Annotated in this window: 25 protein-coding genes; 13 read left to right on the forward strand and 12 right to left on the reverse strand. The window is 64.1% G+C overall.

The features are described 5' to 3' along the window. Positions 1–94: 94 nt before the first annotated feature. A complete protein-coding gene (locus DPM33_RS16545; protein WP_112098521.1) occupies positions 95–1,144 on the forward strand; it encodes a DUF1176 domain-containing protein in 1,050 nt (349 codons plus the stop codon). 15 nt (positions 1,145–1,159) lie between these two features. Here the strand turns inward: DPM33_RS16545 and DPM33_RS16550 are convergent, their stop codons facing one another. The 7 genes from DPM33_RS16550 to DPM33_RS16580 form a co-directional block, all read right to left on the reverse strand. Further along, positions 1,160–2,047, reverse strand: coding sequence for an alpha/beta hydrolase (locus DPM33_RS16550; protein WP_112098658.1), 888 nt, complete (start codon positions 2,045–2,047; stop codon positions 1,160–1,162). Between the two features lie 33 nt (positions 2,048–2,080). Beyond that, the gene (locus DPM33_RS16555) at positions 2,081–3,697 is read right to left on the reverse strand and encodes an NTP transferase domain-containing protein (protein WP_112098522.1); all 1,617 of its coding nucleotides are present in this window, start codon (positions 3,695–3,697) and stop codon (positions 2,081–2,083) included. A 66-nt stretch (positions 3,698–3,763) separates the two neighbouring features. After that, a complete protein-coding gene (locus DPM33_RS16560; RefSeq protein WP_112098523.1) occupies positions 3,764–4,501 on the reverse strand; it encodes an XdhC family protein in 738 nt (245 codons plus the stop codon). 6 nt (positions 4,502–4,507) lie between these two features. Beyond that, on the reverse strand, positions 4,508–4,846 hold the full coding sequence (locus DPM33_RS16565) for an XdhC family protein (protein ID WP_042644561.1): 339 nt from the start codon (positions 4,844–4,846) through the stop codon (positions 4,508–4,510). 102 nt (positions 4,847–4,948) lie between these two features. Next, positions 4,949–6,199, reverse strand: coding sequence for a vWA domain-containing protein (locus DPM33_RS16570; protein WP_167449099.1), 1,251 nt, complete (start codon positions 6,197–6,199; stop codon positions 4,949–4,951). A 5-nt stretch (positions 6,200–6,204) separates the two neighbouring features. Continuing rightward, positions 6,205–7,128 carry an AAA family ATPase gene (locus tag DPM33_RS16575; RefSeq protein WP_112098524.1) on the reverse strand — a complete coding sequence of 308 codons (924 nt, stop codon included), beginning with the start codon at positions 7,126–7,128 and terminating at the stop codon, positions 6,205–6,207. Between the two features lie 47 nt (positions 7,129–7,175). After that, positions 7,176–7,670: a flavin reductase gene (locus DPM33_RS16580; RefSeq protein WP_112098525.1), complete on the reverse strand. Its 495-nt coding sequence runs from the start codon at positions 7,668–7,670 to the stop codon at positions 7,176–7,178. A 194-nt stretch (positions 7,671–7,864) separates the two neighbouring features. Here DPM33_RS16580 and DPM33_RS16585 point away from each other — a divergent pair, with 194 nt between their 5' ends. Both DPM33_RS16585 and DPM33_RS16590 read left to right on the forward strand, forming a co-directional pair. Then, positions 7,865–8,935: a branched-chain amino acid ABC transporter substrate-binding protein gene (locus tag DPM33_RS16585; RefSeq protein ID WP_112098526.1), complete on the forward strand. Its 1,071-nt coding sequence runs from the start codon at positions 7,865–7,867 to the stop codon at positions 8,933–8,935. Then, positions 8,935–9,951: a P1 family peptidase gene (locus tag DPM33_RS16590; protein ID WP_112098527.1), complete on the forward strand. Its 1,017-nt coding sequence runs from the start codon at positions 8,935–8,937 to the stop codon at positions 9,949–9,951. Before DPM33_RS16585 ends, DPM33_RS16590 begins: the two co-directional genes overlap by 1 nt. An 85-nt stretch (positions 9,952–10,036) precedes the next feature. On the opposite strand, the gene DPM33_RS16595 is transcribed toward DPM33_RS16590, so the two are convergent. Beyond that, positions 10,037–10,294 carry a DUF2171 domain-containing protein gene (locus tag DPM33_RS16595; protein WP_112098528.1) on the reverse strand — a complete coding sequence of 86 codons (258 nt, stop codon included), beginning with the start codon at positions 10,292–10,294 and terminating at the stop codon, positions 10,037–10,039. A gap of 184 nt (positions 10,295–10,478) precedes the next feature. Between DPM33_RS16595 and DPM33_RS16600 the strand changes: the two genes are divergently transcribed. Together DPM33_RS16600 and purB are read left to right on the forward strand one after the other, a co-directional pair. After that, complete coding sequence (locus tag DPM33_RS16600; protein ID WP_167449100.1) at positions 10,479–11,003, forward strand: hypothetical protein; 525 nt, start codon at positions 10,479–10,481, stop codon at positions 11,001–11,003. Positions 11,004–11,061: 58 nt separating this feature from the next. Next, a complete protein-coding gene (gene purB, locus DPM33_RS16605; RefSeq protein WP_112098530.1) occupies positions 11,062–12,369 on the forward strand; it encodes an adenylosuccinate lyase in 1,308 nt (435 codons plus the stop codon). 51 nt (positions 12,370–12,420) lie between these two features. On the opposite strand, the gene DPM33_RS16610 is transcribed toward purB, so the two are convergent. Then, positions 12,421–13,233: a VOC family protein gene (locus tag DPM33_RS16610; RefSeq protein ID WP_112098531.1), complete on the reverse strand. Its 813-nt coding sequence runs from the start codon at positions 13,231–13,233 to the stop codon at positions 12,421–12,423. Positions 13,234–13,431: 198 nt separating this feature from the next. Between DPM33_RS16610 and DPM33_RS16615 the strand changes: the two genes are divergently transcribed. Further along, positions 13,432–13,989, forward strand: coding sequence for an RBBP9/YdeN family alpha/beta hydrolase (locus tag DPM33_RS16615; RefSeq protein WP_112098532.1), 558 nt, complete (start codon positions 13,432–13,434; stop codon positions 13,987–13,989). Between the two features lie 8 nt (positions 13,990–13,997). Here the strand turns inward: DPM33_RS16615 and DPM33_RS16620 are convergent, their stop codons facing one another. Then, positions 13,998–14,771, reverse strand: coding sequence for an HpcH/HpaI aldolase family protein (locus DPM33_RS16620; RefSeq protein ID WP_112098533.1), 774 nt, complete (start codon positions 14,769–14,771; stop codon positions 13,998–14,000). Between the two features lie 145 nt (positions 14,772–14,916). Further along, positions 14,917–15,237, reverse strand: a complete 321-nt coding sequence (locus DPM33_RS16625; RefSeq protein WP_112098534.1) for a DUF1476 domain-containing protein — start codon at positions 15,235–15,237, stop codon at positions 14,917–14,919. A 274-nt stretch (positions 15,238–15,511) separates the two neighbouring features. Between DPM33_RS16625 and purC the strand changes: the two genes are divergently transcribed. From purC to DPM33_RS16655, 6 genes are all read left to right on the forward strand, one after another. Next, a complete protein-coding gene (gene purC, locus DPM33_RS16630) occupies positions 15,512–16,306 on the forward strand; it encodes a phosphoribosylaminoimidazolesuccinocarboxamide synthase (protein ID WP_112098535.1) in 795 nt (264 codons plus the stop codon). Positions 16,307–16,372: 66 nt separating this feature from the next. After that, the gene (gene purS / locus DPM33_RS16635; RefSeq protein WP_112098536.1) at positions 16,373–16,612 is read left to right on the forward strand and encodes a phosphoribosylformylglycinamidine synthase subunit PurS; all 240 of its coding nucleotides are present in this window, start codon (positions 16,373–16,375) and stop codon (positions 16,610–16,612) included. 43 nt (positions 16,613–16,655) lie between these two features. After that, the gene (locus DPM33_RS16640; RefSeq protein ID WP_112098537.1) at positions 16,656–17,207 is read left to right on the forward strand and encodes an RNA 2'-phosphotransferase; all 552 of its coding nucleotides are present in this window, start codon (positions 16,656–16,658) and stop codon (positions 17,205–17,207) included. Further along, entirely contained in the window at positions 17,204–17,872 is a 669-nt protein-coding gene (purQ, locus tag DPM33_RS16645; protein WP_112098538.1) for a phosphoribosylformylglycinamidine synthase subunit PurQ, read from the forward strand. The genes DPM33_RS16640 and purQ overlap by 4 nt, the downstream gene beginning before the upstream one ends. Before the next feature lie 37 nt (positions 17,873–17,909). Further along, positions 17,910–18,320 carry a hypothetical protein gene (locus tag DPM33_RS16650; protein WP_112098539.1) on the forward strand — a complete coding sequence of 137 codons (411 nt, stop codon included), beginning with the start codon at positions 17,910–17,912 and terminating at the stop codon, positions 18,318–18,320. 7 nt (positions 18,321–18,327) lie between these two features. Further along, on the forward strand, positions 18,328–18,987 hold the full coding sequence (locus DPM33_RS16655; RefSeq protein ID WP_112098540.1) for a Pr6Pr family membrane protein: 660 nt from the start codon (positions 18,328–18,330) through the stop codon (positions 18,985–18,987). Positions 18,988–18,990: 3 nt separating this feature from the next. Here the strand turns inward: DPM33_RS16655 and DPM33_RS16660 are convergent, their stop codons facing one another. After that, on the reverse strand, positions 18,991–19,245 hold the full coding sequence (locus DPM33_RS16660; protein ID WP_425373522.1) for a DUF1127 domain-containing protein: 255 nt from the start codon (positions 19,243–19,245) through the stop codon (positions 18,991–18,993). Between the two features lie 85 nt (positions 19,246–19,330). Here DPM33_RS16660 and DPM33_RS16665 point away from each other — a divergent pair, with 85 nt between their 5' ends. After that, the gene (locus tag DPM33_RS16665) at positions 19,331–20,740 is read left to right on the forward strand and encodes an aminotransferase-like domain-containing protein (RefSeq protein WP_112098542.1); all 1,410 of its coding nucleotides are present in this window, start codon (positions 19,331–19,333) and stop codon (positions 20,738–20,740) included. Positions 20,741–20,833 lie beyond the last annotated feature (93 nt).

The following is a 20,833-nucleotide window of genomic DNA, read 5'->3' on the forward strand; positions in this document are numbered from 1 at the left end:
TCCGGCCACCATTCTTCAAGCGCTCATGCCCCCCGCGTCACCGCGCCGCCGCAATCGCCGTGGTAGTATTTTCGTTATCGAGCGGAGATTCCCGATGAGACATGTCTTTCTCGCAGCGGCTGCCTTCTTCTCCCTGACCAGCATCGGCCAGTCGGCGCTCGCAGCTGACGCGCCCTATGTCGACGACAGGTCCACTGCCGATGCGGTCGTCCGCTCGCTTTACAGCGCCATCAATCGCCACGAATTCGCCCGCGCCTGGGGTTATTTCGGTGATGCTAAGCCGGCAAAGGATTTCAACGCTTTCGTCAGGGGTTACGACGGTACCGACACCGTCGACGTCAAGACCGGCGCCGTATCGGACGAGGGTGCCGCCGGCAGTATCTATTACAGCGTCCCGGTCGCCATCCAGGCCACCGACAAGAAGGGCGAGGCCAAGGTTTTCGCCGGCTGCTACACGGTTCGCCAAGTCAATGTGCAGATCCAGGAGCCGCCCTTCCAGCCGATCTTCATCGACAAGGGCGCGCTGAAACCTTCGACCGAGGATTTCGACAGCGCCGTGCCGGCAAGCTGCGGCGACGGCCCGCCGCCACCGAAGAAGGACGAAGCGCTGGAACAGGCCAAGAAGGCATTTCTCGCCACCTATGGCGGCCAGTGCGACAAGCAGGATCCGGACGGCAAGCCGATCGGCGAGCCCGAGGCTCATTCCATCCACTACAAGGACAAGGATGCTCAGCCGAGCGACCCGGAGCGCGAGACGCGGCTGTTCCGCTTCTTCTGTTCGATGGCCGCCTACAACGAAACCGCGGTCTATTACATCGCCGATGACGTCAACGGCGTCACCCAATTGCAGTTCACCGAGCCGGAGCTCGATATCCGCTATGAGAACAACAACAGTGAAGGCAAGGTCGAATCGATCCACATCATCGGTTTCAAGACGAGCGGCTGGGCGACCAACTCCGACTATGACGAGAACACCAAGACCATCACCACAGCCGACAAATGGCGCGGTGTCGGCGATGCCTCGTCATCGGGAACTTATCTGTTCCGCAACGGCTATTTCTCGCTCGTCCAGTATGACGTCGATGCGTCCTATGACGGCGAGATGAATCCACAGACCGTGATCGATTACAACACGGCGCCTTGAGCCTCGGCGCAGGAGTCATGGTGCCCTCGTCAGCATCCAGTTGAGCGTGCCGCGCCAGTCGACCATGCGGATTGGCGTGCCGTGCGTGCCGGTCTCGAAGCGCACGAAGCGGGTCGGGTAGGCCTTCCTGGCGAGGATCGAGCGGAAGAAGGCTTCCTGCTTCTCGATCGGAAAAACCACGTCATGGCTGCCCTGTCCGAAGAACACCGGCACGCGGCGCTTGAAGGCGGGGCTGGCCAAAAAGCTGTCGTCCCATAGCGAGCCGAGCAGCAGCAGGCCGTTGATGCGGCCGCCAGTATCCTTTCGATCCGCCAGCTTCCAGCAGATCATGCCGCCCATCGAGCCGCAGGCGACGAAGATCTTCGCGCCCGGCGATGTCTCGGCATAATGATCGATCAGCGCCGCGACTTGGGCGGCGCCTTTGTCGCCAAAATCGGGAAAATCAGGCGAGAGATAGAGGCCGTTGTTGGCGGCCATCAGGTTCTTGATGCGGTTGAAATTGCCGCCGAAGGTGAAGTCGTCGACGCCCTGCTTGCGACTGCCGCCCTGCCCGTGCAGGTAGAGCACGATGATCGAAGCACGTTCCGTTTTGCCGACCGCGACATGCCTGACATCGCCGACATCGGTCTTCAGCATCAGGTCCTGCTGCACCTTGCGCACGCCGGGATCGGTATATTGCGCATGCACGCGCTTTTCCGGCACCTCGTCGCGCTGGTTGATGTCGCGCATCTCGCGATAGTCGAGGACTGTGTAGGCGCCGTTGTCGCTCGTCGACAGCGTCGCCGGATAGGCGAAGAGGTCGTCCTTGAATGATTTCAGCGAAAGCGTCTGCCCCTCGGCAGCCGAGAGGGAAAGCGTTATTGCGGCGATCAAGGCGAAGAAACGTCGGAAACGGAAACACATGCCGAGAGCCATGCGAAATTCGGCTTCGGTTTGTCAATCCTGCAGGACGCCGCCCGCCCCTTCCAGCGCCTCGCGCGTGTCGACATCTATCGACGCGCCCTGCCCGATCTCGACATCGATGACGTCGAGACCCTCGGCTTCGACCAGATGCCGCGCGCCGGTATCGCCCTCGAGTTGCGCAACCGCCGCGAAAAGCGATCGCGGCAAAAGCACCGGATTGCCGCGCTTGCCCTGATGCGAGGCGCGCACCACGGCGCGGCCGCCGGAGCGGCGGAAAGCGTCGATCAGGCTGTCTAGATCCTTCGACGAAACGCCGGGCATATCGCCGAGCACGATCATGGCGCCGGCGGCGTCGGGCGCGACCCGCGCAATGCCTGCCTTCAACGATGAAGCCAGGCCGTCGGCGAAATCCGGATTGTCGGCGAGCGTCACATCAAGTCCAGAGAGAGCGGCGCGCACGCGCTCTCGCTGATGGCCGGTGACGATGATCGTGTTCGCGGCCTTGGAGCCAAGCGCTCGCTCCGCCGTGCGGCGCACCAGCGGCTCGCCGTCGAACAGCGCCAGAAGCTTGTTGGGTCCGCCCATGCGGCTGGACCGGCCGGCGGCCAGAAGCACGATTTCGACTTTCAGCGCCGACCCTGCCGGCCGCGGCGCCGGCTCGCGCGGCTGCGGCCTGGTCGGGATTTCCATCAGAAGTCCGCCGACGCCCATGCCGGCAATATCGCCCGCCGTCACCTCGAGCCCGGCAACCAGGCGATCGAGCACCCAGTCGAAGCCGTTTTCCTTCGGACTGCGCGCGCAGCCCGGCGCGCCGATGACACGCTTGCCGCCCAGCGTGCCCAGCACCAGCAGATTGCCGGGATCGACCGGCATGCCCGCGCGGATCACGGTACCGCCCGCTCGCTCGATAGCGGCCGGCACGACATCGGCGAAATCGCTCATCGCCGAGGCGCCGAAGATCACCACCATGTCATTGTCGCGCGCCAGCGCGGTAGCCGCTGCCGCGACGGGCGCCACCTCATGCGGCGTACGCCGCTCGGCCGTCAGCCGGCCGCCGGAGCGCGCCAGCCGCGCCTCGGTGACGCGCAGCGTCTTGTCGAGCACGCTCGGCTTGACGCCGGGAAGCATCGTCTGAATGACACCGACGCTGATCGGGCGATAGGCGTTGACGGCAAAGATCTCGCGGCCGGCGCAGATCTTCACCACTTTGTCGACCAGGCTTGCGGCGACGGCGAAAGGAATGATCTTCACCGTCGCCACCATCTGGCCTTGCTCGACCGGCGCGTGCTGCGCCAGCGTGGCGATGGTGATGGTCGGATCGACGGCGTTGATGGCGTCGATCATCCCAACGTCGACGGTAAAGACGCCCGCGGCCGCTGCATGCAGGTTCACCCGCCCGGTCGCGGCCGGCTTGACCTCGATGCTGCGGTGGCTCATGCCGGCCGCGATCTTCGCGGCGGCGGCATCCTCGCCGAGATCGTCCTTGGCAAGCACGGCCGCGACGACTTCACGGATGCCCGCCGCCTTGAGCGCAGCGACATCCTCGCCGCTCAACCGGTGCGCCTTGCGGAACCGCTTTTCACCGGCGCTGGTCGCATGCGCCAGCACCGCGCCCTCCGCCTCATCGATCGGAACCGGCCCGAATTTCACGCCACGGCGCCCGCAGAGCGCCGCGCGTCCATTTGGACGCGCAAAGGACGCTCTGCTATTTTGAATCTACGCATCGTGCTTCTCCAAAATCGGTTCCGATGTTTGGGCCGATGCGGAGGCTTCGAGACCGCGCGAGCGGAAGGCGTGGATGGTCTGCGCAAGGACCGCGACGGCGATCTCGGCGGGGCTGGCAGCACCTATATCCAGCCCGATCGGCGCGTGGATGCGAGCGATCTGATCAGCGCCGGAGCCGAGCGCCAGCAAGCGTTCGACACGCTTGGCGTGCGTCTTGCGGCTGCCGAGCGCCCCGACATAGAAGCACCGGGCGTCGAGCGCCGCCTTCAGCGCGAAATCGTCGATCTTCGGATCGTGGGTGACCGCGGCAAGCGCCGTATAGCTGTCGAGCGGCGCGCGCTTCAGCACATCTTCCGGCCATTCGGCATGCAGCGCGACGTCGGGAAAGCGTTCCGGCGTGGCGAAAGCGGTGCGCGGATCGATGATTTCGACCGGATAGCCGGCGATCCTGGCCATCGGCGCCAGCGCCTGGCTGATATGCACGGCCCCGATCACCACGAGGCGCGGGCGCGGCAGATGCGCGTTGAGAAAGAAAGTCCGGCCTTCCGCCTCGACCGACCTCGAATTGCCGGTGCGGAACGCACTGGCGATTGCCGCCCCGAGCTCGCCCGCAACATGGTCGCCCTCGCGCACGATGCGGTCGCGGCCATCGCCGAGATCGGTGACCAGCACCGCCGCTCGGCGGGCGCGGCGTTCCTCGTTCAATGTCTTGAGAACGAATGGATCCATGAACGGTCAGCCCAGCCTTTCGACATAGACCTTGATGCGGCCGCCGCAGGACAGGCCGACCTGCCAGGCGGTTTCGTCGGCGACGCCGAACTCCAGCATTCGGGCCTTGCCTGAGCCGATGACGTCGATCGCCTCCGTCACCACCGCGCCCTCGACGCAGCCGCCGGAGACCGAGCCGTGGAAGTTCCCCTCGGCATCGATGACCAGGTGGCTGCCGACCGGACGCGGCGCCGAACCCCAGGTTTCGACTACGGTCGCGATGGCGACATCCTTGCCGTCCTTCATCCAGCCTTCCGCGATGATCAGCGGATCGCGGGCCTCATCGAGATAAATGCTCTCATCCATCGTCGCTTCTCACAAAGTCTGTTTTTCAGGGGAAACTTCAGTTTTCCCGAGGAAACTTTGGTTTTCCCTATGGGAACGTCAGTTGCCCCCACGATCATATGGCTACGCCGCGCGCCTGTCGCCAGTTCGCAGCCAGCGGCGCGGATCGACCGAAGCCGCCGGCCGCTGGTCGAGCGAAGCGCAAAGATCGGCCAACGCGTCGAGATTGTGCACCGCCCGGAATTCGTCGACATGCGGCAGCATCGCCTTGACGCCGCGGGCGCGCGCCTCGAAGCCGTCGAAGCGCAAGAGCGGATTGAGCCAGATCAGCCGCCGACAGGATTTATGCAGCCGCTCCATCTCCTCCGAAAGGCCGCCGACGTCGTCTCGCTCCAGCCCGTCGGTGATGAGAAGCACCACGGCGCCCTGCCCCAGCACGCGCCGCGACCACAGGCGGTTGAACTCGGCGAGCGTGTCGCCGATGCGGGTGCCGCCCGACCAGTCCTTCACCGCCGCCGAGCATTCGGCCAACGCCTCGTCCGGATCGCGATGCCGCATCTGACGGGTAAGGTTGGTCAGCCGCGTGCCGAAGACGAAGGCGTGCACGCGGCGCCGTTTCTCGGTCAGCGCGTGCAGGAAATGCAGGAAAATTCGGGTATATTGGCTCATCGAACCCGAAATGTCGGCAAGCACGACCAGCGGCGGGTGCACTTCGCGCCGCAACCGGAATTTCGGCAGGATCAACTCGCCACCGGTGCGCGCGGCCGAGCGCATCATGGCGCGCGGATCGATCCGGCGCCCCTGCGCGTCCGCCTTGAAGCGCCGCGTGCGGACGAGATCGAAGGGCAGCCGCAAGGCCGCGATCGCCTTCTTGGCCTCGGCCATTTCGGCGGCGTCCATCTGGGCGAAATCCTTGGCCCGCAGAACCTCATTGCCGGAAAAGGTGAGGCGCGCATCGACCTCGATCTCCGGCACTTCACGCACCGGCTGGTTCTTCTGATGGCCCTCGAATATCGCCTGGCTGACGCGGTTCTCGGCCGCCCGAGGCTTCTGCTTTTCGCGCTCGTCCGGCGCGACCGGCGAGAACATCGCCAGCAATTTCTCGATCAGCTCGCGCGATTTCCAGAACAGCCGAAAAGCCTCGTCGAAGACGGGATGATCCTCGTGCCGCGAGACCAGCACCGCATGCAGCGTCCAGTAGAAATCGTCGCGCGAACCGATGCCCGCGGCAAGCACCGCCTCGATGGCGTCCTTCACCGAGGCCGGCCCGACGCGCATGCCAGCCTTGCGCAGCGCCCGCGCGAAATAGACGATGTTGTCGGCGATGCGCCCATCCGCTGTCGCCTCTTTGGGTTCCGGGCTCGGCACGCGCATCGCGCCTACTCCGCCGCCGAAAGTTCGGCCTTCACCTCATTGAGGATGCGCCGGCCCTCGCCCTCGCCGATGCGGGCAATGTCGTCCTGGTATTTCAAAAGCACACCGATCGTGTCGGACACGGTCTCAGGATCGAGCGCCACCTTGTCGAGCTCTGTCAGCGCGCCCGCCCAATCGATGGTTTCGGCGACGCCAGGCGCCTTGAACAGCTCGACCTGGCGCAGCTTCTGGATGAAGGACACGACCTCCGCCGACAGCCGGCGGTTCGCCTGCGGCACCTTGCGCCGCACGATCTCCAGCTCGCGCTCGGCGTTCGGATAGTCGACCCAGTGATAAAGGCAGCGCCGCTTCAGCGCGTCATGGATCTCGCGCGTTCGGTTGGTGGTGATGATGACGATCGGCGGCTCTTCCGCCTTGATCGTGCCTAGCTCCGGAACCGTAACCTGGAAGTCCGACAGGATTTCCAGGAGAAACGCCTCGAAGGCCTCATCGGTGCGGTCGAGCTCGTCGATCAGGAACACCGGCGCGGCGCCCGTCTTACCGGTCAGCGCGTCGAGCACCGGGCGGCGGATCAGGTATTTTTCTGAAAAGACGTTGCGCTCCATGTCGGAGCGCACGACCTTGCCAGCCGCCTCCTCCATGCGGATCTCGATCATTTGAGCGGCGTAGTTCCATTCATAGACGGCCGAGGAGACGTCGAGCCCTTCATAGCATTGCAGGCGGATCAGCCGGCGGCCGAGCGCATCGGCCAGCACCTTGGCGATCTCTGTCTTGCCGACGCCCGCCTCGCCTTCGAGGAACAAGGGCCGTTTCATGCGCAGCGAAAGGAACAGCACGGTGGCCAGCGAACGGTCCGCGACATAGTCGGCGCCGGTCAAAAGATCGAGCGTTTCGTCGATCGATTTCGGCGCGGGGCGCGGCCCGGTCATCTTGTCTCCGTGGATCCCGCCCGCTCTTTTCAAAGAAAATGCCCGTTTCAAAGAAAATGGTAGCCGCGGTTGTGGTAGATCAGCGGGCGCAAATTATCGCCGATGCGCAGGCCTGTCACCTTGCCAAAAAGCACACGGTGAGTGGCTAAATCCTTGGTATCGATGATCTCGCAGTCGAACACGGCAAGCGCACCCTTCAGCGTCGGCGCCCCGGTCGAGATCACATCCCACTCGGCGAGCGCAAAGCGCTCCTCCACCGGCAGGCCGGTAATGCCGGAAAAGCCGACCGAGACGGCTTCCTGGTCCGAGGCCAGGGTGTTCAGCGCGAACCTGCCGTTTGTGACGAAAGCCTCGTTCTTCACGTTCTCGCGGTTGAGGCAGACCAGGACCGTCGGCGGCGTATCCGAAACCGAACAGGCGGCGATCACTGTGGCGCCGCGCTTGCCGCCCGGCCCGTCCGTCGTCACCACATGCACATGGCCGGCAAAATGAGCCATCGCATCGCGATAGTGCTGCGGCCCGATGTCGTTGATCTTCAGCACGTGAAAAATCCACCTGTCAGAACAAGCCCGTTATATATGGCGGCATATTGCACGTCACAAGCTGCCTGGCATAGGCGAAGTGGTTGACCGCAATCCGCAAATTCGCGTGTTGCGCGGCGCTTAGCCAGCCTTTAGGCATTTCTTTGCAATAGTGTCGGGACTGTATTCCCGGCATGGAGGATCTCTTAGCCCGAATGCGTCTTCTCATGACGACATCAGCCGTGCTGCTCTGGCTGTCGCTGGCCGCGAGCGCCGAGGCCGAGACGCTGGTCGGCGTTGCGGCGCCGCTGTCCGGTCCGTCGGCGATCCTGGGCAAGCAGGTCGAGGACGGCGCCGGCCTGGCGGCGGAGGCGAACGGCCTTGCGATCAAGACCGCCGACGATGCCTGCACCGCCGATGGCGGTGCCGTGGCGGCAAAGGAATTCGTCGACGCCAAAGTCGATATCGTGGTGGGCTTCCTCTGCACCGAGGCGATCGAAACGGCGCTGCCGATCCTGAAGAACGCCAAAATCCCGGTGATCACCGTCGGCGTGCGTACTGAAAGCCTGACCGACCGGCGGGCCAAGACCGGCTGGCCGGTCTACCGGCTCGGCCCGCGCGGCGACGATGAGCGCAATGCGGTCGCCGCCAAGCTCACGCAGCTCTGGCGCGACGACCTGTTCGCCATCGTCGATGACGGCACCATCTATGGCCGCGAGATGGCCGAGACGTTTCGCGCGGCGGCCGAGCAAGCGGCGTTGAAGCCGGTCTTCGTCGACACGTTCCGGCCGCAGCTCGACAACCAGATCGGCCTGGTCGGCCGCTTGAAAAAGGCCGGAGCGACCAAGGTCTTCGCCGGCGGCGATGGCGACGACATCGCGATCATGGGGCGTGATGCCGCGCAGCTCAATGCCGGCATCACCTTTGCCGGCGGCGAAAACCTGCGCACGCCGCCTGGCGATGTGCCCTACGCCGTCGGCACGCTGATGATCGCGACACCGGAATGGTCGGAGGTCGCCGACCCCAAGATCGTGCAGGCCTTCGGCGCCAAGAACATCGCGCCGGACGGCTACACGCTTCCGGCCTACGCCGCGGTCGAAATCGCCAAAACCGCCCTGGCTGACGCCGAAAGCTCTGGCGAACCGCTCGGCAAGGCGCTGACCGGTCGTGATTTCGCAACCGCGATCGGCACCATCCGTTTCGACGACAAGGGCGACCTCGGCCAGAACCCGTTCCGCGTTTTCCGCTTCGACGGCACGCATTTCGTTCCGCTGGAGGACAAGTGATGTACCGCACCGGACCGCGCAACCTGATCACCGACGTCACCGGCCTGAGCGTCGGCAATGCCGCCGACGCCAGGTTGAAATCCGGTGTCACGGTGGTGTTGTGCGATGAGCCCGCCGTCGCCGGTGTCCAGGTGCTGGGCGGCGCTCCAGGCACGCGCGAGACCGATCTGCTCGAGCCGCAAAATTCGATCGCGACGATCCATGCCGTCGTTCTGTCCGGCGGCTCCGCCTTCGGCCTCGACGCCGCCTCGGGCGTGCAAGCGGCGCTGCGCGAGAAGAACATCGGAGTCGAGGTCGGCGGCTTCCGCGTGCCGATCGTGCCGGCGGCGATCCTGTTCGACCTGCGCAATGGCGGCGACAAGGATTGGGGCCGTTATCCGCCCTATCGCGAACTCGGTTATCAGGCTGTGCAGGCCGCAACAGTGGATTTCGCCATCGGCACGACCGGCGCCGGCACCGGCGCGCTGACCTCTGGGCTTAAAGGCGGCCTCGGCTCCGCCTCGACCGTGCTCGACAGCGGCGTGACAATCGGCGCGCTCGCCGCCGTAAACCCGACCGGCTCGGTGACGGTTGGCCGCGGCCGCCATTTCTGGGCGGCGCCCTTCGAGATCGGCGACGAGTTCGCCGGCCTGGGCTATCCCGACCCGCTGCCCGAAGACGCCAGGAAGATCCTGCTGAAATACCGCGACAGGCGCGTCGGTGGACAAGAGGAAGGCTCCAACACTACCATTGCCGTTATCGCAACCGACGCCGTCCTGACCAAGGCCGCGGCCAAGCGGCTGGCGATTTCGGCGCACGACGGCTTCGCCCGCGCCATATGGCCGACGCACACGCCGGCCGACGGCGACCTGGTGTTCGCGTTGGCGACCGGCACGAGTGGCATCGAGCTTGGCGCCGATGCCGCGATCGACCTGTTCGCTGCCGCCGGCGCGACCATGGCGCGCGCCATCAGCCGTGGAGTCTATACAGCGACGCCCGCCGACGGCGATCTGTTTCCGGTCTGGTCGTCGCGCTGACTGGAGCAATTCCAGGAGAAGTATGCGGCGGTTAGGCTCGGCGCCTTAGCCGTCACCTTCCGTCCGGAATTGCTTGAAACAAAGATCAGGTCGGATCGGACTTTTCTTCCTCGAAGGTGACGGCGACATCCGAATTCGCCGACAGCCATACCTTGTGCCCGTCGATCTCCGCGACCAGGGCAAGCGAAATGTAATGGTGATGCCCCTTGTGCGAGCCCATGCCGCTGTCGGCCTTGGTCAGCTTGATCCGGTCGCCTTCGACCTTGTCGACGGTGCCGATATGGACGCCGTCGGCGCCGATCACTTCCATATGTCCGCGTATCTTGCTGATGTCGGTGCTCATGCTGGTCCTCCGCTGGATGCGCTTTGCCCTTCGGATGTGAGACGGCCGACAATAACAAATGAACGCCGGATTGGATGCATCGCGCGGCAGGTCTCGTTCACCATGGCGTGATAGGCATGACGCCCATGAGACAGATGACGCACCGCCGGCCCGGCCATGTGGGCCGCGATATGGTCTGCCGCCCATGACGCCGTTGGAGCAAGTCCCGTTGCGCCGCGGCATCACGGATCGGTTGCGTGCCGCACTTCCCTCAGCTAGCGAGGCTGCTGTCGGAACCCTGCTCTGGGGCACCGCCATGGGCGCCAGCGCGCTGGCCAATTTGCTGCTTGCAGCCTGGGAAACGCCCGACAGGGTCCGCTTCGTCGCGCTGCTTTATGTCCTCGGCGGCATGTTCGCCTTCCCGGTTGGGTTGACACTGGCCAGGCTGGTTTCTCGCGGCCGCCACGGGGAAACAGCCTTCGCCGCGGCATTCGTGTCGTTGCTGGCGGCAACGCTCGCCTTCACCGCCGGCCTGTTCGCGCTGCAGTACCGCTCCTATTACGCCGAATGGCATGCGCCGACATTTACGCTGACCTGGGCGTTCGAATTCGCCTTCACCATGCTGACGGCGCTCTACCAGTTCGTCGTGCTGGGCGTGCGGCTCTATTTTCCGTTCGGCTTTGCAGCACTTGTCGCGGCCAGCGTCTGGTTTGCGCGCCAGCGGCGTTGAGCATTGGCCCGGCCTCTGTTAGGACGCGGCCAAAGCTTCTCCCGCAGGACTCGAAACGATGATCCCTCGCTATTCCCGGCCGGAAATGGTCGCCATCTGGTCGCCCGAGACCCGCTTCCGCATCTGGTTCGAGATCGAGGCGCACGCCTGCGATGCGCTGGCCGAGCTTGGCGTCATCCCGAAGGAAGCGGCAAGGACGATCTGGGAAAAAGGCGGCGCCGCCAAATTCGACGTCGCCAAGATCGACGAGATCGAGCGCGTCACCAAGCATGACGTCATTGCTTTCCTGACCCATTTGGCCGAATTCGTCGGGCCGGACGCCCGCTTCATCCATCAGGGCATGACCTCGTCGGACGTGTTGGACACCTGCCTCGCGGTGCAGCTGACGCGCGCCAGCGACATGCTGCTTGCCGACATTGATGCGCTTCTGGCGGCGCTCAAGCGCCGCGCCTTCGAGCACAAGGACACCGTCACCATCGGGCGCAGCCACGGCATCCATGCCGAGCCTACCACTTTCGGCGTCAAGCTGGCGCAGGCCTATGCCGAATTCTCGCGCTGCCGCGAGCGGCTGCTGCATGCGCGCGAAGATATCGCCACCTGCGCCATCTCCGGCGCTGTCGGCACCTTTGCCAACATCGAGCCCTATGTCGAAGAGCATGTGGCGGCAAAACTCGGGCTGAAGCCGGAGCCGGTATCGACGCAGGTGATCCCGCGCGACCGTCACGCCATGTTCTTTGCCACGCTCGGCGTCATCGCCTCGTCGGTCGAACGCCTCGCCATCGAAATCCGCCACCTGCAGCGCACTGAAGTGCTGGAAGCGGAAGAGTATTTCTCGCCGGGCCAGAAGGGCTCGTCGGCGATGCCGCACAAGCGCAACCCGGTGCTGACCGAAAACCTCACCGGCCTTGCCCGCATGGTACGCGCCTACGCCATGCCCGCGATGGAAGACGTGGCGCTCTGGCATGAGCGCGACATCTCGCATTCCTCGGTCGAGCGCATGATCGGGCCGGACGCAACGGTGACGCTGGATTTCGCGCTGTCGCGCCTCACCGGCGTCGTCGACAAGCTGCTCGTCTACCCCGAGAACATGGAGAAGAACCTCAACAAATTCCGTGGGCTGGTGCATTCGCAGCGCGTGCTCCTGGCGCTGACCCAGGTTGGCCTGTCACGCGAGGACGCCTACCGGCTGGTGCAGCGCAACGCCATGAAAGTGTGGGAGCACGGCGCTGATTTCCTCGAGGAACTGCTCGCCGACAAGGACGTCACGGCGGCCCTGCCCGAGGCCGATATCCGCGAGAAATTCGACCTCGGCTATCACACCAAGCACGTCGACACGATCTTCAAGCGGGTGTTTGGAGAAGCCTGAGCTTCCTTCTCCCCGGTTTACGGAGAGAAAAATGCCGTCGCCAACGCCCAATCACGCCTTGCCCGGCACGGTCCTGATCACCGTGCCCCACGGATCTTCGCGGGTCGTCTCCGCCTTCACATTGTCCGAGCGCATCTCGACCCAGGCGAGGCCCGAGCGGGACGGATCGCGGCGGCCGGCGCCGGCGCTCTGCCAGGCGTTGGCGCCGATATGATGGTGGTAATGGCCGGACGACAGGAACACCGCCTGGCCGCCATATTTGGCGACGGTGTCGAAGTCGAACTGGTCATGCCACCAGGCTTCCGCGTCTTCCGGCCGGCCGACACGCAGATGCACATGGCCTACAATGGTGTTTTCCGGCGCCCCCTGCCAGCCCGCATCGCCCGCCGGCACGCTGCCGACCACCGCCGGCAGGTTCAGCCGCTCGGTCGCCATTGCGATCTTGTCGCCGTTCCACTTCCAGTCCTGCGGGCGGCGGTCGGCATAGATCTCGATGCCGTTGCCTTCCGGGTCGGTCAGATACAGCGCCTCGCTGACCAGATGGTCCGACGCACCTTCGATGCCGATGCGGTCGGCGGCGGCATGGCTGATCCAGCGGCCGAGATCCGCGCGTGACGGCAGGAGGAAAGCGGTATGGAAAAGCCCGGCGCTGCGCGGGTCGTCGGGCTTCGCCGAGGAATCCTCCTCGAGCACCAGCAGCGAGCGGTTGGCGGCGCCAAGCGTGATGGCGCCGTCGACGCGGCTCAGTTCCTGCAGGCCGACAACGGCGCGGTAATAGGCGGCCAGGCTCTCGGCGTCACGCGCCTTCAACCCGACACGCGACACGCTGACCGGGGTGGTCCCGGCAAAAGGCAGTTCGCTCATCAGACTCTCCGTTCGGGCGGCGCTTCCTAATATGGGATTTTCCGGGCCGCCAGCTATTGTTCCTTGTTCCCTCTCCAAATCAGCTATTGCGATCGTTCACACAAGACGGCAAGAATCGAACAGGTTGTTCACAATTGTGAGCGCACCGATATTTCCGACAGGGTTGCAGGCGACAGACCCGCTCGCTACATCGGCGCCATGAAAGTCAAAGAAGCAGATATCCTCATCGTACCGGGCTACACCAATTCCGGCCCCGAGCACTGGCAGACCCGTTGGCAGTCGAAACTGTCGACGGCGCGCCGGGTCGAGCAGACGGAATGGACAAAGCCGGTGCGCGAGGACTGGACCGCGAGCGTGGCGAACGCCGTCAACGAAGCCGAGCGGCCGGTGGTGCTCGTTGCGCACTCGCTCGGCGTCGCGGCGGCGGTACAGGCCATCCCGCAATTCAAGAAGCCAGTGGCTGGCGCCTTCTTCGTGGCGCCGCCGGATGTCTCCAATCCGGAAATCAGGCCGAGGCATCTGATGACCTTCGGCCCTTACTCGCGCGACCCGTTGCCTTTCCCGTCGATCGTGATCGCCAGCCGCAACGATCCGTTCTGCGCCTTCGACGTCGCCGAGGATATCGCCGCCGCCTGGGGATCGCTGTTCATCGACGCCGGCGAAGCCGGCCATCTAAACCAGGACGCCGGCTTCGGCCCGTGGCCGGAAGGCTCGATGACTTTCGCCAAATTCCTGACGGAGTTGAAGCAGCCGTAAGGCTCGCCTCAGGAGCCGATCGAATCCCGCATGCTCTTCAGCAGCGTCTTTGCGCCGAGCGAGATCAGCGTGTGGTCCGAGCCCATGGCGAGCAGCCTATAGCCCATCGCCACGACGCGGCCGGCGATTGCCGGCTCGATGACGTAGATCGCGGCATGCTTGCCGGCCTTGCGCGTGCGCTTGGCGATCGACGCGACCGTCTCCATCATGCTTTCCAGCGTCGAGTTGACGGTGGTGCCGTTCGACCATGCGATCGAGAAATCCGACGGACCGACGAAGATGCCGTCGATGCCGGGCGTATCGAGGATGCCGTCGAGTGCCTCGAAGGCCGCCCGCGTCTCGACCATGGCGAAAGCCATGGTGCGCTGGTTGGAGTCGCGCAACCATTCGGCATGGTCGCCCTTGCCGTAGCGCGGAAAAGCATAGGTCGGGCCCCAGGAGCGCTCGCCCAGCGGCGGATATTTCATCGCGGCGGCGAACTGCCGGGCATCGGCCACGGAGTTCACCATCGGCGCAATCACCGCCTCGGCGCCGAAATCGAGCGCGCGGCTCGCCATGTCGAAGCGGCCGACCGGTATGCGCACCAGCGCCGGCTTGCTGGCGGCAAGCACCGGCACAAGGCCACGCAGCACGCTGTCCTCGTGATGGCCACCATGCTGCATATCGAGGGTGACGGCGTCAAAACCCTGCTTGGCGATGATTTCGACCGTCAGCGCGTCCGGCACGCCCGACCAGGCGGTGAACAGCGTTTCGTCGGCGGCCAGACGGGACTTTAGCGACATCGGAACTTTCCTTGTTAACAATCCGCAGTTTCAGCCGGAAACGGCAACGAAGGCAAAGAAAAACCGCCCGGCTGAGCCGAGCGGTCGATTGGTCCAGTCATTCTCCGCAAAAACCGTGGGACACTTTTGCGGAACCTGCCTTGGATCAGGTGTTCTTGATCTGCTCGATCGCCTGCGCCATCAACTCGTCCATGGTGCGGCGGATCTGGTGATCGGACTGGTTCACGCCAGCCGCATCGAAATCCTTGCGGATCTTGCGGAAGACGTCGTGGTCGCCTGCCTCCTCGATATCGGAGACCACCACTTCCTTGGCATAGGCCTCGGCAGCGGCGCCGGATTTGCCCAGCTTCTCGGCGGCCCACAGGCCGAGCGCCTTATTGCGGCGCGCCGCGGCCTTGAAGCGAAGTTCCTCGTCGAAGGCGAATTTGCGCTCAAAGCCCTCTTCGCGGTCTTTCATGCTGCTCATGACGTCCCTCCGATCAATCCGATTCGCTTGGCGATGAATATGTGTGATGGGCAAGCACAAATCAAAAGGCCGCGAGCCGGTCAATATGCTTCGTCGTATGCTGCGCTGCGGCATTTCGGTCCCGAAAGCGGTTGATTCGCCGGATTTCGCGATTGAGCAAACAAGGCGATTGCGATAACACCGGCATTGAACGCTACCGTCGCCATACTAATTTAGGCAGACGGACAGGAATTGGTCACTTGCCGCCTGCCCGCAGACCCAGAGAAAAAATCAGATGAAAAATCGCCGCCGCATTTACGAAGGCAAGGCCAAGATCCTTTATGAAGGACCCGAGCCGGGGACACTGATCCAGTTCTTCAAGGACGACGCCACCGCCTTCAACAAGAAGAAACATGAAGTGGTCGATGGCAAGGGCGTGCTCAACAACCGCATTTCCGAGCACATCTTCAATCACTTGAACCGCATGGGCATCCCGACCCACTTCATCCGCCGGCTCAACATGCGTGAGCAGCTGATCAAGGAGGTCGAGATCATCCCGCTCGAGATCGTCGTGCGCAATGTCGCCGCCGGCTCGCTGTCCAAGCGCCTCGGCATCGAGGAAGGCACCGTGCTGCCGCGCTCCATCATCGAATTCTATTACAAGGCCGACGCGCTCGACGACCCGATGGTGTCGGAAGAGCACATCACCGCTTTCGGTTGGGCAAGCCCGCAGGAAATCGACGACATCATGGCTTTGGCCATCCGCGTCAACGACTTCCTTTCCGGCCTGTTCCTCGGGGTCGGCATCCAGCTCGTCGACTTCAAGATCGAATGCGGCCGCCTGTTCGAGGGCGACATGATGCGCATCGTCGTCGCCGACGAGATCTCGCCCGATTCCTGCCGGCTGTGGGACGTCGCCACCCAGGACAAGCTCGATAAGGATCGTTTCCGCCGCGACATGGGCGGCCTTGTCGAGGCCTATCAGGAAGTTGCCCGCCGTCTCGGCATCATCAACGAGAACGAGCCGCCGCGCCCGACGGGTCCGGTGCTCGTCGCCTCGTCCGAGGCCCCCAAGGGCCTGAAGCACTGAACACCGACGGGCCTGCCGGACAATGGCAGGCCCCTTTCGCAAACGACCATCTGCCCAGGAGTATCGATGAAAGCCCGTATCACCGTGACCCTCAAGAACGGCGTTCTCGACCCGCAGGGCAAGGCGATCGAGCACGCGCTGTCGGGGCTGGGCTTCGACGGCGTCGGCCAGGTGCGTCAGGGCAAGGTCTTCGACATCGAGCTCACCGGGACCGACAAGACCAAAGCCGAAACCGATCTCAAGGCCATGTGCGACAAGCTTCTGGCGAACACGGTGATTGAGAATTACAGCGTCGCTATCGGCTGAGGCGGTCTACGGCTTCGGCCCGGCTCATGCTTGAGAAACCGCAATGCCGAACGACATCCAGATCTCGAAATTCATGAGCCTTGCGCTGCGGCATGCGCCGGAGGAAGCAGGGCTTGTCCTGGACGAGAATGGCTGGGCCGATCTCGGCGCGCTCTGCGCGGTGATCGAGCGTAAATTCAGCGCGTCGCCTGCGGATGTCGCTCGCGTCGTCGCGGAAAACCCGAAGAAGCGGTTTGCCATTGCTGGCGATCGCATCCGCGCCGTGCAGGGCCACAGCGTCGACATCGACCTCGGCCTCGCATCGAGCGCGCCACCCGAGTTGCTCTATCACGGCACCAAGGAAGAGTTTCTTCCCGCAATCCTTCGCGAAGGCCTGCGCAGCCAGTCGCGCCAGCATGTGCATCTGTCGAAGGATATCGAGACCGCTCGCATCGTGGCACGGCGCCGCAAGGGAAAAGATGTTATCCTTCGGGTCGACTCGGCGGCCATGGCTGGGGATGGGCTGATTTTCTTTGTCTCCGACAATGGCGTCTGGTTGACCGATAGCATTCCGCCCCGGTATCTGCGTGAAATCAGCGAACGGGAACTGCCATGAAATCAGCCGTCGTCCTCCTGCCTGGCCTCAACCGCGACCGCGATATGATCGCGGCGCTGACCAAGATTTCCGGCCAGGCGCCGGCGACCGTCTGGCAGACCGACACCGAAATCCCCGATGTCGACCTGATCGCCATCCCCGGCGGCTTCTCCTTCGGCGATTATCTGCGCTGCGGCGCGATCGCGGCGCGCATGCCGGTGATGCGGGCGGTGGCCGAAAAGGCCGCCAAGGGTGTCACCGTCATCGGTGTCTGCAACGGCTTCCAGATCCTGGTCGAGGCGGGGCTGCTGCCCGGCGCCTTGATGCGCAATGCCTCGCTTAAATTCGTCTGCCGTCAGGTGAAGCTCCGGATCGCCAATGCCAACACCATGTTCACTCGTGGCTACCAGCCGGGACAGATCATCCGCTCGCCCGTGGCGCATCACGACGGCAATTATTTCGCCGATGCCGAGACGCTTGCCCGGCTCGAAGGCGAGGGCCAGGTGGTGTTCTGCTATGCCGACGGCACCAACCCCAACGGCTCGATCAACGACATCGCCGGCATCGTCAACGACAGGGGCAACGTGCTTGGCCTGATGCCGCATCCGGAAAACCTGATCGAGGCAGCGCATGGCGGCAATGACGGGCGGGCGCTGTTTGAAAGCGCGCTCGGCATCGCGGCTTGATCCTCAAAATCTATCGGAACGCGGGGGCGGACTGACCATGAGACCGACGATTGCTCGCTTTGCTCTCTTGGCCGCCCTAGGGCTTGCCTTGGCTTCCTGCCAATCCAGCCCCAAGACGACACCGGTTCCGTCAGGCAAAAGCGCCTCGCTGCTGGCCATGGAACAGGTCGCCATCGCGGCGCATAAATGCTGGATCGCCAGCAAGGATCCGGCCTTCAAGGCCTATCAGATGGCCAATGAGCTCAATTCCTACAGCGGCACGCCCCGCTTCCTGCTGGTGCCCGCCAAGCATTATGGCGGCAAGCCGCTGCTGGTCGTGCAGGCGCAGGGCAATTCCAGCCGCGTCGACGTCTTCGGGCCGCTGATGAATGACCCTGTCGGCGCGCGCATCGGCTCCGACATCGCCCGCTGGCAAGCCGGCAATCCGTCCTGCGCGGCTGCCGCGTGAGGTTGCCATGGGCCGGTTCCTGCAGATGGCGGGACTGGTTGTCGGGCTTATCGGGCTCGTCCTGCAATTCGCGATCACCATTCCGGCGTCGATGGCGGCAGGGCGTGGCCTGCTGGGCTCGATCGTCTTTCTCTTCAGCTTCTTCACCATCCTGACCAACATCGCCGCGGTGATGGTGCATGCTTCGCTGCTGTCACCCACCGGCTATGCCTGGTTCCCGGCCTTCGCCGGACAGCGTTTGCGGACGGGCGTCGCGGTCGCCATCACGCTGATCTTCATCGTCTATGCGACCGTGCTGGCGGGCCTTTGGCAACCGCAGGGCCTGTTCCTGCTTTGCGACATCCTGCTGCACTACATCACGCCGTTTATCTTCGTCCTGTGGTGGCTCACCGCGGGTGCCGACGGCAGCACGCGCTGGCGCGACGTCTCCTGGTGGATGATCTATCCGCTCGCCTATCTCGCCTATGCGCTGATACGCGCGCCCTTGGCCGGCGAGGTGCCCTACCCGTTCCTGGACGTCGCCAAGAACGGCGCGGCCAGCGTCGCCGTTTCGGCCCTGGCCGTCACCGCCCTTTTCATCGGATTGAGCGTGCTTGCCGTGCTTGTCGATCACGGCATCGGTCGGCTGCGGGGAAAGCCCGCAACCGGGGTTCGATCGAGTCGATAGACGTCACTCCCAGAACGCCCTGATGCCTTCGCGATGGGCGTCACAGCGCGAGACACCGATATCCTTGAGCTGCTCGTCCGTCATCTCCAGCAGCGCCAGGCGGCCGCGCCAACGCTGCAGCATGCGATCGATCTGCCTTGCGAGGGAGCGGAGCGCGATCAACAGGCGACCGGCGAAGCCGCGGTGGGTGAGAGGATCGGTCTGTGCGCGAAACGCCGGGCCGGCGTAGCGAATTGTCTCGATTGTGTCCATTGTCATTGTGCCTTGTGTAGATTGTACCCTTTCAATTCTCGGCTTGATATGAATTGACTCATCGCGCGGTGCAATATAGAAAATTGTCACCATGACAAATTGGCCCCCCGAACTCTCTGGTGGCTCAGGCCCTCTCTATCAGCGCCTTGCTGACAGCATTGAGTCAGATATCGACAAGGGCGTCATCAATGCCGGTGCAAAACTGCCGCCGCAGCGCGACCTCGCCTATGACATCGGCACGACCGTCGGCACCATCGGCAGGGCCTATCAGTTGCTGCGCGAACGCGGCCTGGTGAGCGGCGAGGTCGGCCGCGGCACCTATGTGCTCGGCCGGCGCGCCGAGGCCCCGAAACCCGATGTCGAACCGGGCCTGCAAGGCACGCGCCCCATCGACGCGCCGAGCGGCAAACTGCGCTTCGACAGCACCGCCGCGCCCGATGTCGGCCAGGGCGCGGTGATTGCCGATATCCTGGCGCGCACGGCGCAGGAACACCCGCACGACATTTCGAGCTACACGCGTGATTTTCCCGAGCGCTGGTACGAGGCGGGCAGCCGCTGGCTGGCGCGCAATTCCTTCCGCCCCTCGCCCGATTCAATCGTTCCGACGATGGGCACCCATGCCGCTGTCATGGCGGCGATCGCCGCACTGACCATGCCCGGCGACTACGTGGTCTTCGAGCACCTCACCTATTCGCAGATCGCTCGCAGCGCGGGGCTGATAGGGCGCCGTATCGCGCTGGTTTCGACGGACGACAACGGCATCGACCCGGACGATTTCGAGCGCGTCTGCGCGCAGAAACATCCAAAAGTGATGTTCCTGATGCCGACCGCGAAGAACCCGACGCTGGTGACGCTGTCGGCGGAACGGCGGCAGGCGATCGCGCAAATTGCGCGCGAGTACAACGTCGCGCTGATCGAGGACGACCTTTACGGCGAACTCACCGACGACCCGACGCCGCTGCTGGCCGAATATGCGCCGGAGCGCACGATCGTCGCCGGCGGCCTGTCGAAGTCGGTCGCGGCCGGCGTGCGCGGCGGCTGGCTTTCCTGCCCGCCGACCTATCGCCATCGCATCCGCGTCGCCCATAAGATGATGACCGGCGGCCTGCCCTTCCTCTTGGCTGAGGTCGGCACAAGGCTGGTGATGTCGGGCCAAGCAGGCGAAATCCGCAAGCGCTGCATTGCCGAGCTTCGAACACGTCTCGCCATCGTGCGTGAGATGTTGGCGGGATTCGACTTCAAGACAAGAGACAACGTGCCCTTCATCTGGCTGACCTTGCCGGACCCATGGTTGTCCGGCACCTTCAAGAATGCCTGCCTGGCGCAGGGCGTGCTCATCGACGACGAGGACGAGTTCAAGGCCGGCCGTTCCGAGCAGGTCTTTCACGGCGTACGCTTCGGCGTGTCGCAACCTCGGCAAAGCAAGGATGTCGCCGGCGGCGTCGCCGTCATCCGTCGCCTGCTCGACGAAGGCCGCGCCGGCTACGACAGTTTTTCCTGACCGGCCCCGATCACGCCGGCAAGCAGCTACGGCGGAGGCAGTTTTCCGGCGTTTTTCGTCATTCGGTGGGGTGTATCGCGCGAAAGCTTGCGA

It is taken from the genome of Mesorhizobium hawassense, assembly GCF_003289945.1.
Classification (GTDB): Bacteria; Pseudomonadota; Alphaproteobacteria; order Rhizobiales; family Rhizobiaceae; genus Mesorhizobium; species Mesorhizobium hawassense.

Excerpts from the sequence above, each read along its gene's own strand:
- DPM33_RS16545 (WP_112098521.1), top strand. The coding sequence starts at position 95 with ATGAGACATGTCTTTCTCGCAGCGGCTGCCTTCTTCTCCCTGACCAGC.
- DPM33_RS16550 (WP_112098658.1), bottom strand. The coding sequence starts at position 2,047 with ATGTGTTTCCGTTTCCGACGTTTCTTCGCCTTGATCGCCGCAATAACG.
- DPM33_RS16560 (WP_112098523.1), bottom strand. The coding sequence starts at position 4,501 with ATGGATCCATTCGTTCTCAAGACATTGAACGAGGAACGCCGCGCCCGC.
- DPM33_RS16565 (WP_042644561.1), bottom strand. The coding sequence starts at position 4,846 with ATGGATGAGAGCATTTATCTCGATGAGGCCCGCGATCCGCTGATCATC.
- DPM33_RS16570 (WP_167449099.1), bottom strand. The coding sequence starts at position 6,199 with ATGCGCGTGCCGAGCCCGGAACCCAAAGAGGCGACAGCGGATGGGCGC.
- DPM33_RS16575 (WP_112098524.1), bottom strand. The coding sequence starts at position 7,128 with ATGACCGGGCCGCGCCCCGCGCCGAAATCGATCGACGAAACGCTCGAT.
- DPM33_RS16585 (WP_112098526.1), top strand. The coding sequence starts at position 7,865 with ATGCGTCTTCTCATGACGACATCAGCCGTGCTGCTCTGGCTGTCGCTG.
- DPM33_RS16590 (WP_112098527.1), top strand. The coding sequence starts at position 8,935 with ATGTACCGCACCGGACCGCGCAACCTGATCACCGACGTCACCGGCCTG.
- DPM33_RS16595 (WP_112098528.1), bottom strand. The coding sequence starts at position 10,294 with ATGAGCACCGACATCAGCAAGATACGCGGACATATGGAAGTGATCGGC.
- DPM33_RS16600 (WP_167449100.1), top strand. The coding sequence starts at position 10,479 with ATGACGCCGTTGGAGCAAGTCCCGTTGCGCCGCGGCATCACGGATCGG.
- purB (WP_112098530.1), top strand. The coding sequence starts at position 11,062 with ATGATCCCTCGCTATTCCCGGCCGGAAATGGTCGCCATCTGGTCGCCC.
- DPM33_RS16610 (WP_112098531.1), bottom strand. The coding sequence starts at position 13,233 with ATGAGCGAACTGCCTTTTGCCGGGACCACCCCGGTCAGCGTGTCGCGT.
- DPM33_RS16615 (WP_112098532.1), top strand. The coding sequence starts at position 13,432 with ATGAAAGTCAAAGAAGCAGATATCCTCATCGTACCGGGCTACACCAAT.
- DPM33_RS16620 (WP_112098533.1), bottom strand. The coding sequence starts at position 14,771 with ATGTCGCTAAAGTCCCGTCTGGCCGCCGACGAAACGCTGTTCACCGCC.
- DPM33_RS16625 (WP_112098534.1), bottom strand. The coding sequence starts at position 15,237 with ATGAGCAGCATGAAAGACCGCGAAGAGGGCTTTGAGCGCAAATTCGCC.
- purC (WP_112098535.1), top strand. The coding sequence starts at position 15,512 with ATGAAAAATCGCCGCCGCATTTACGAAGGCAAGGCCAAGATCCTTTAT.
- purS (WP_112098536.1), top strand. The coding sequence starts at position 16,373 with ATGAAAGCCCGTATCACCGTGACCCTCAAGAACGGCGTTCTCGACCCG.
- DPM33_RS16640 (WP_112098537.1), top strand. The coding sequence starts at position 16,656 with ATGCCGAACGACATCCAGATCTCGAAATTCATGAGCCTTGCGCTGCGG.
- purQ (WP_112098538.1), top strand. The coding sequence starts at position 17,204 with ATGAAATCAGCCGTCGTCCTCCTGCCTGGCCTCAACCGCGACCGCGAT.
- DPM33_RS16650 (WP_112098539.1), top strand. The coding sequence starts at position 17,910 with ATGAGACCGACGATTGCTCGCTTTGCTCTCTTGGCCGCCCTAGGGCTT.
- DPM33_RS16655 (WP_112098540.1), top strand. The coding sequence starts at position 18,328 with ATGGGCCGGTTCCTGCAGATGGCGGGACTGGTTGTCGGGCTTATCGGG.
- DPM33_RS16660 (WP_425373522.1), bottom strand. The coding sequence starts at position 19,245 with ATGACAATGGACACAATCGAGACAATTCGCTACGCCGGCCCGGCGTTT.
- DPM33_RS16665 (WP_112098542.1), top strand. The coding sequence starts at position 19,331 with ATGACAAATTGGCCCCCCGAACTCTCTGGTGGCTCAGGCCCTCTCTAT.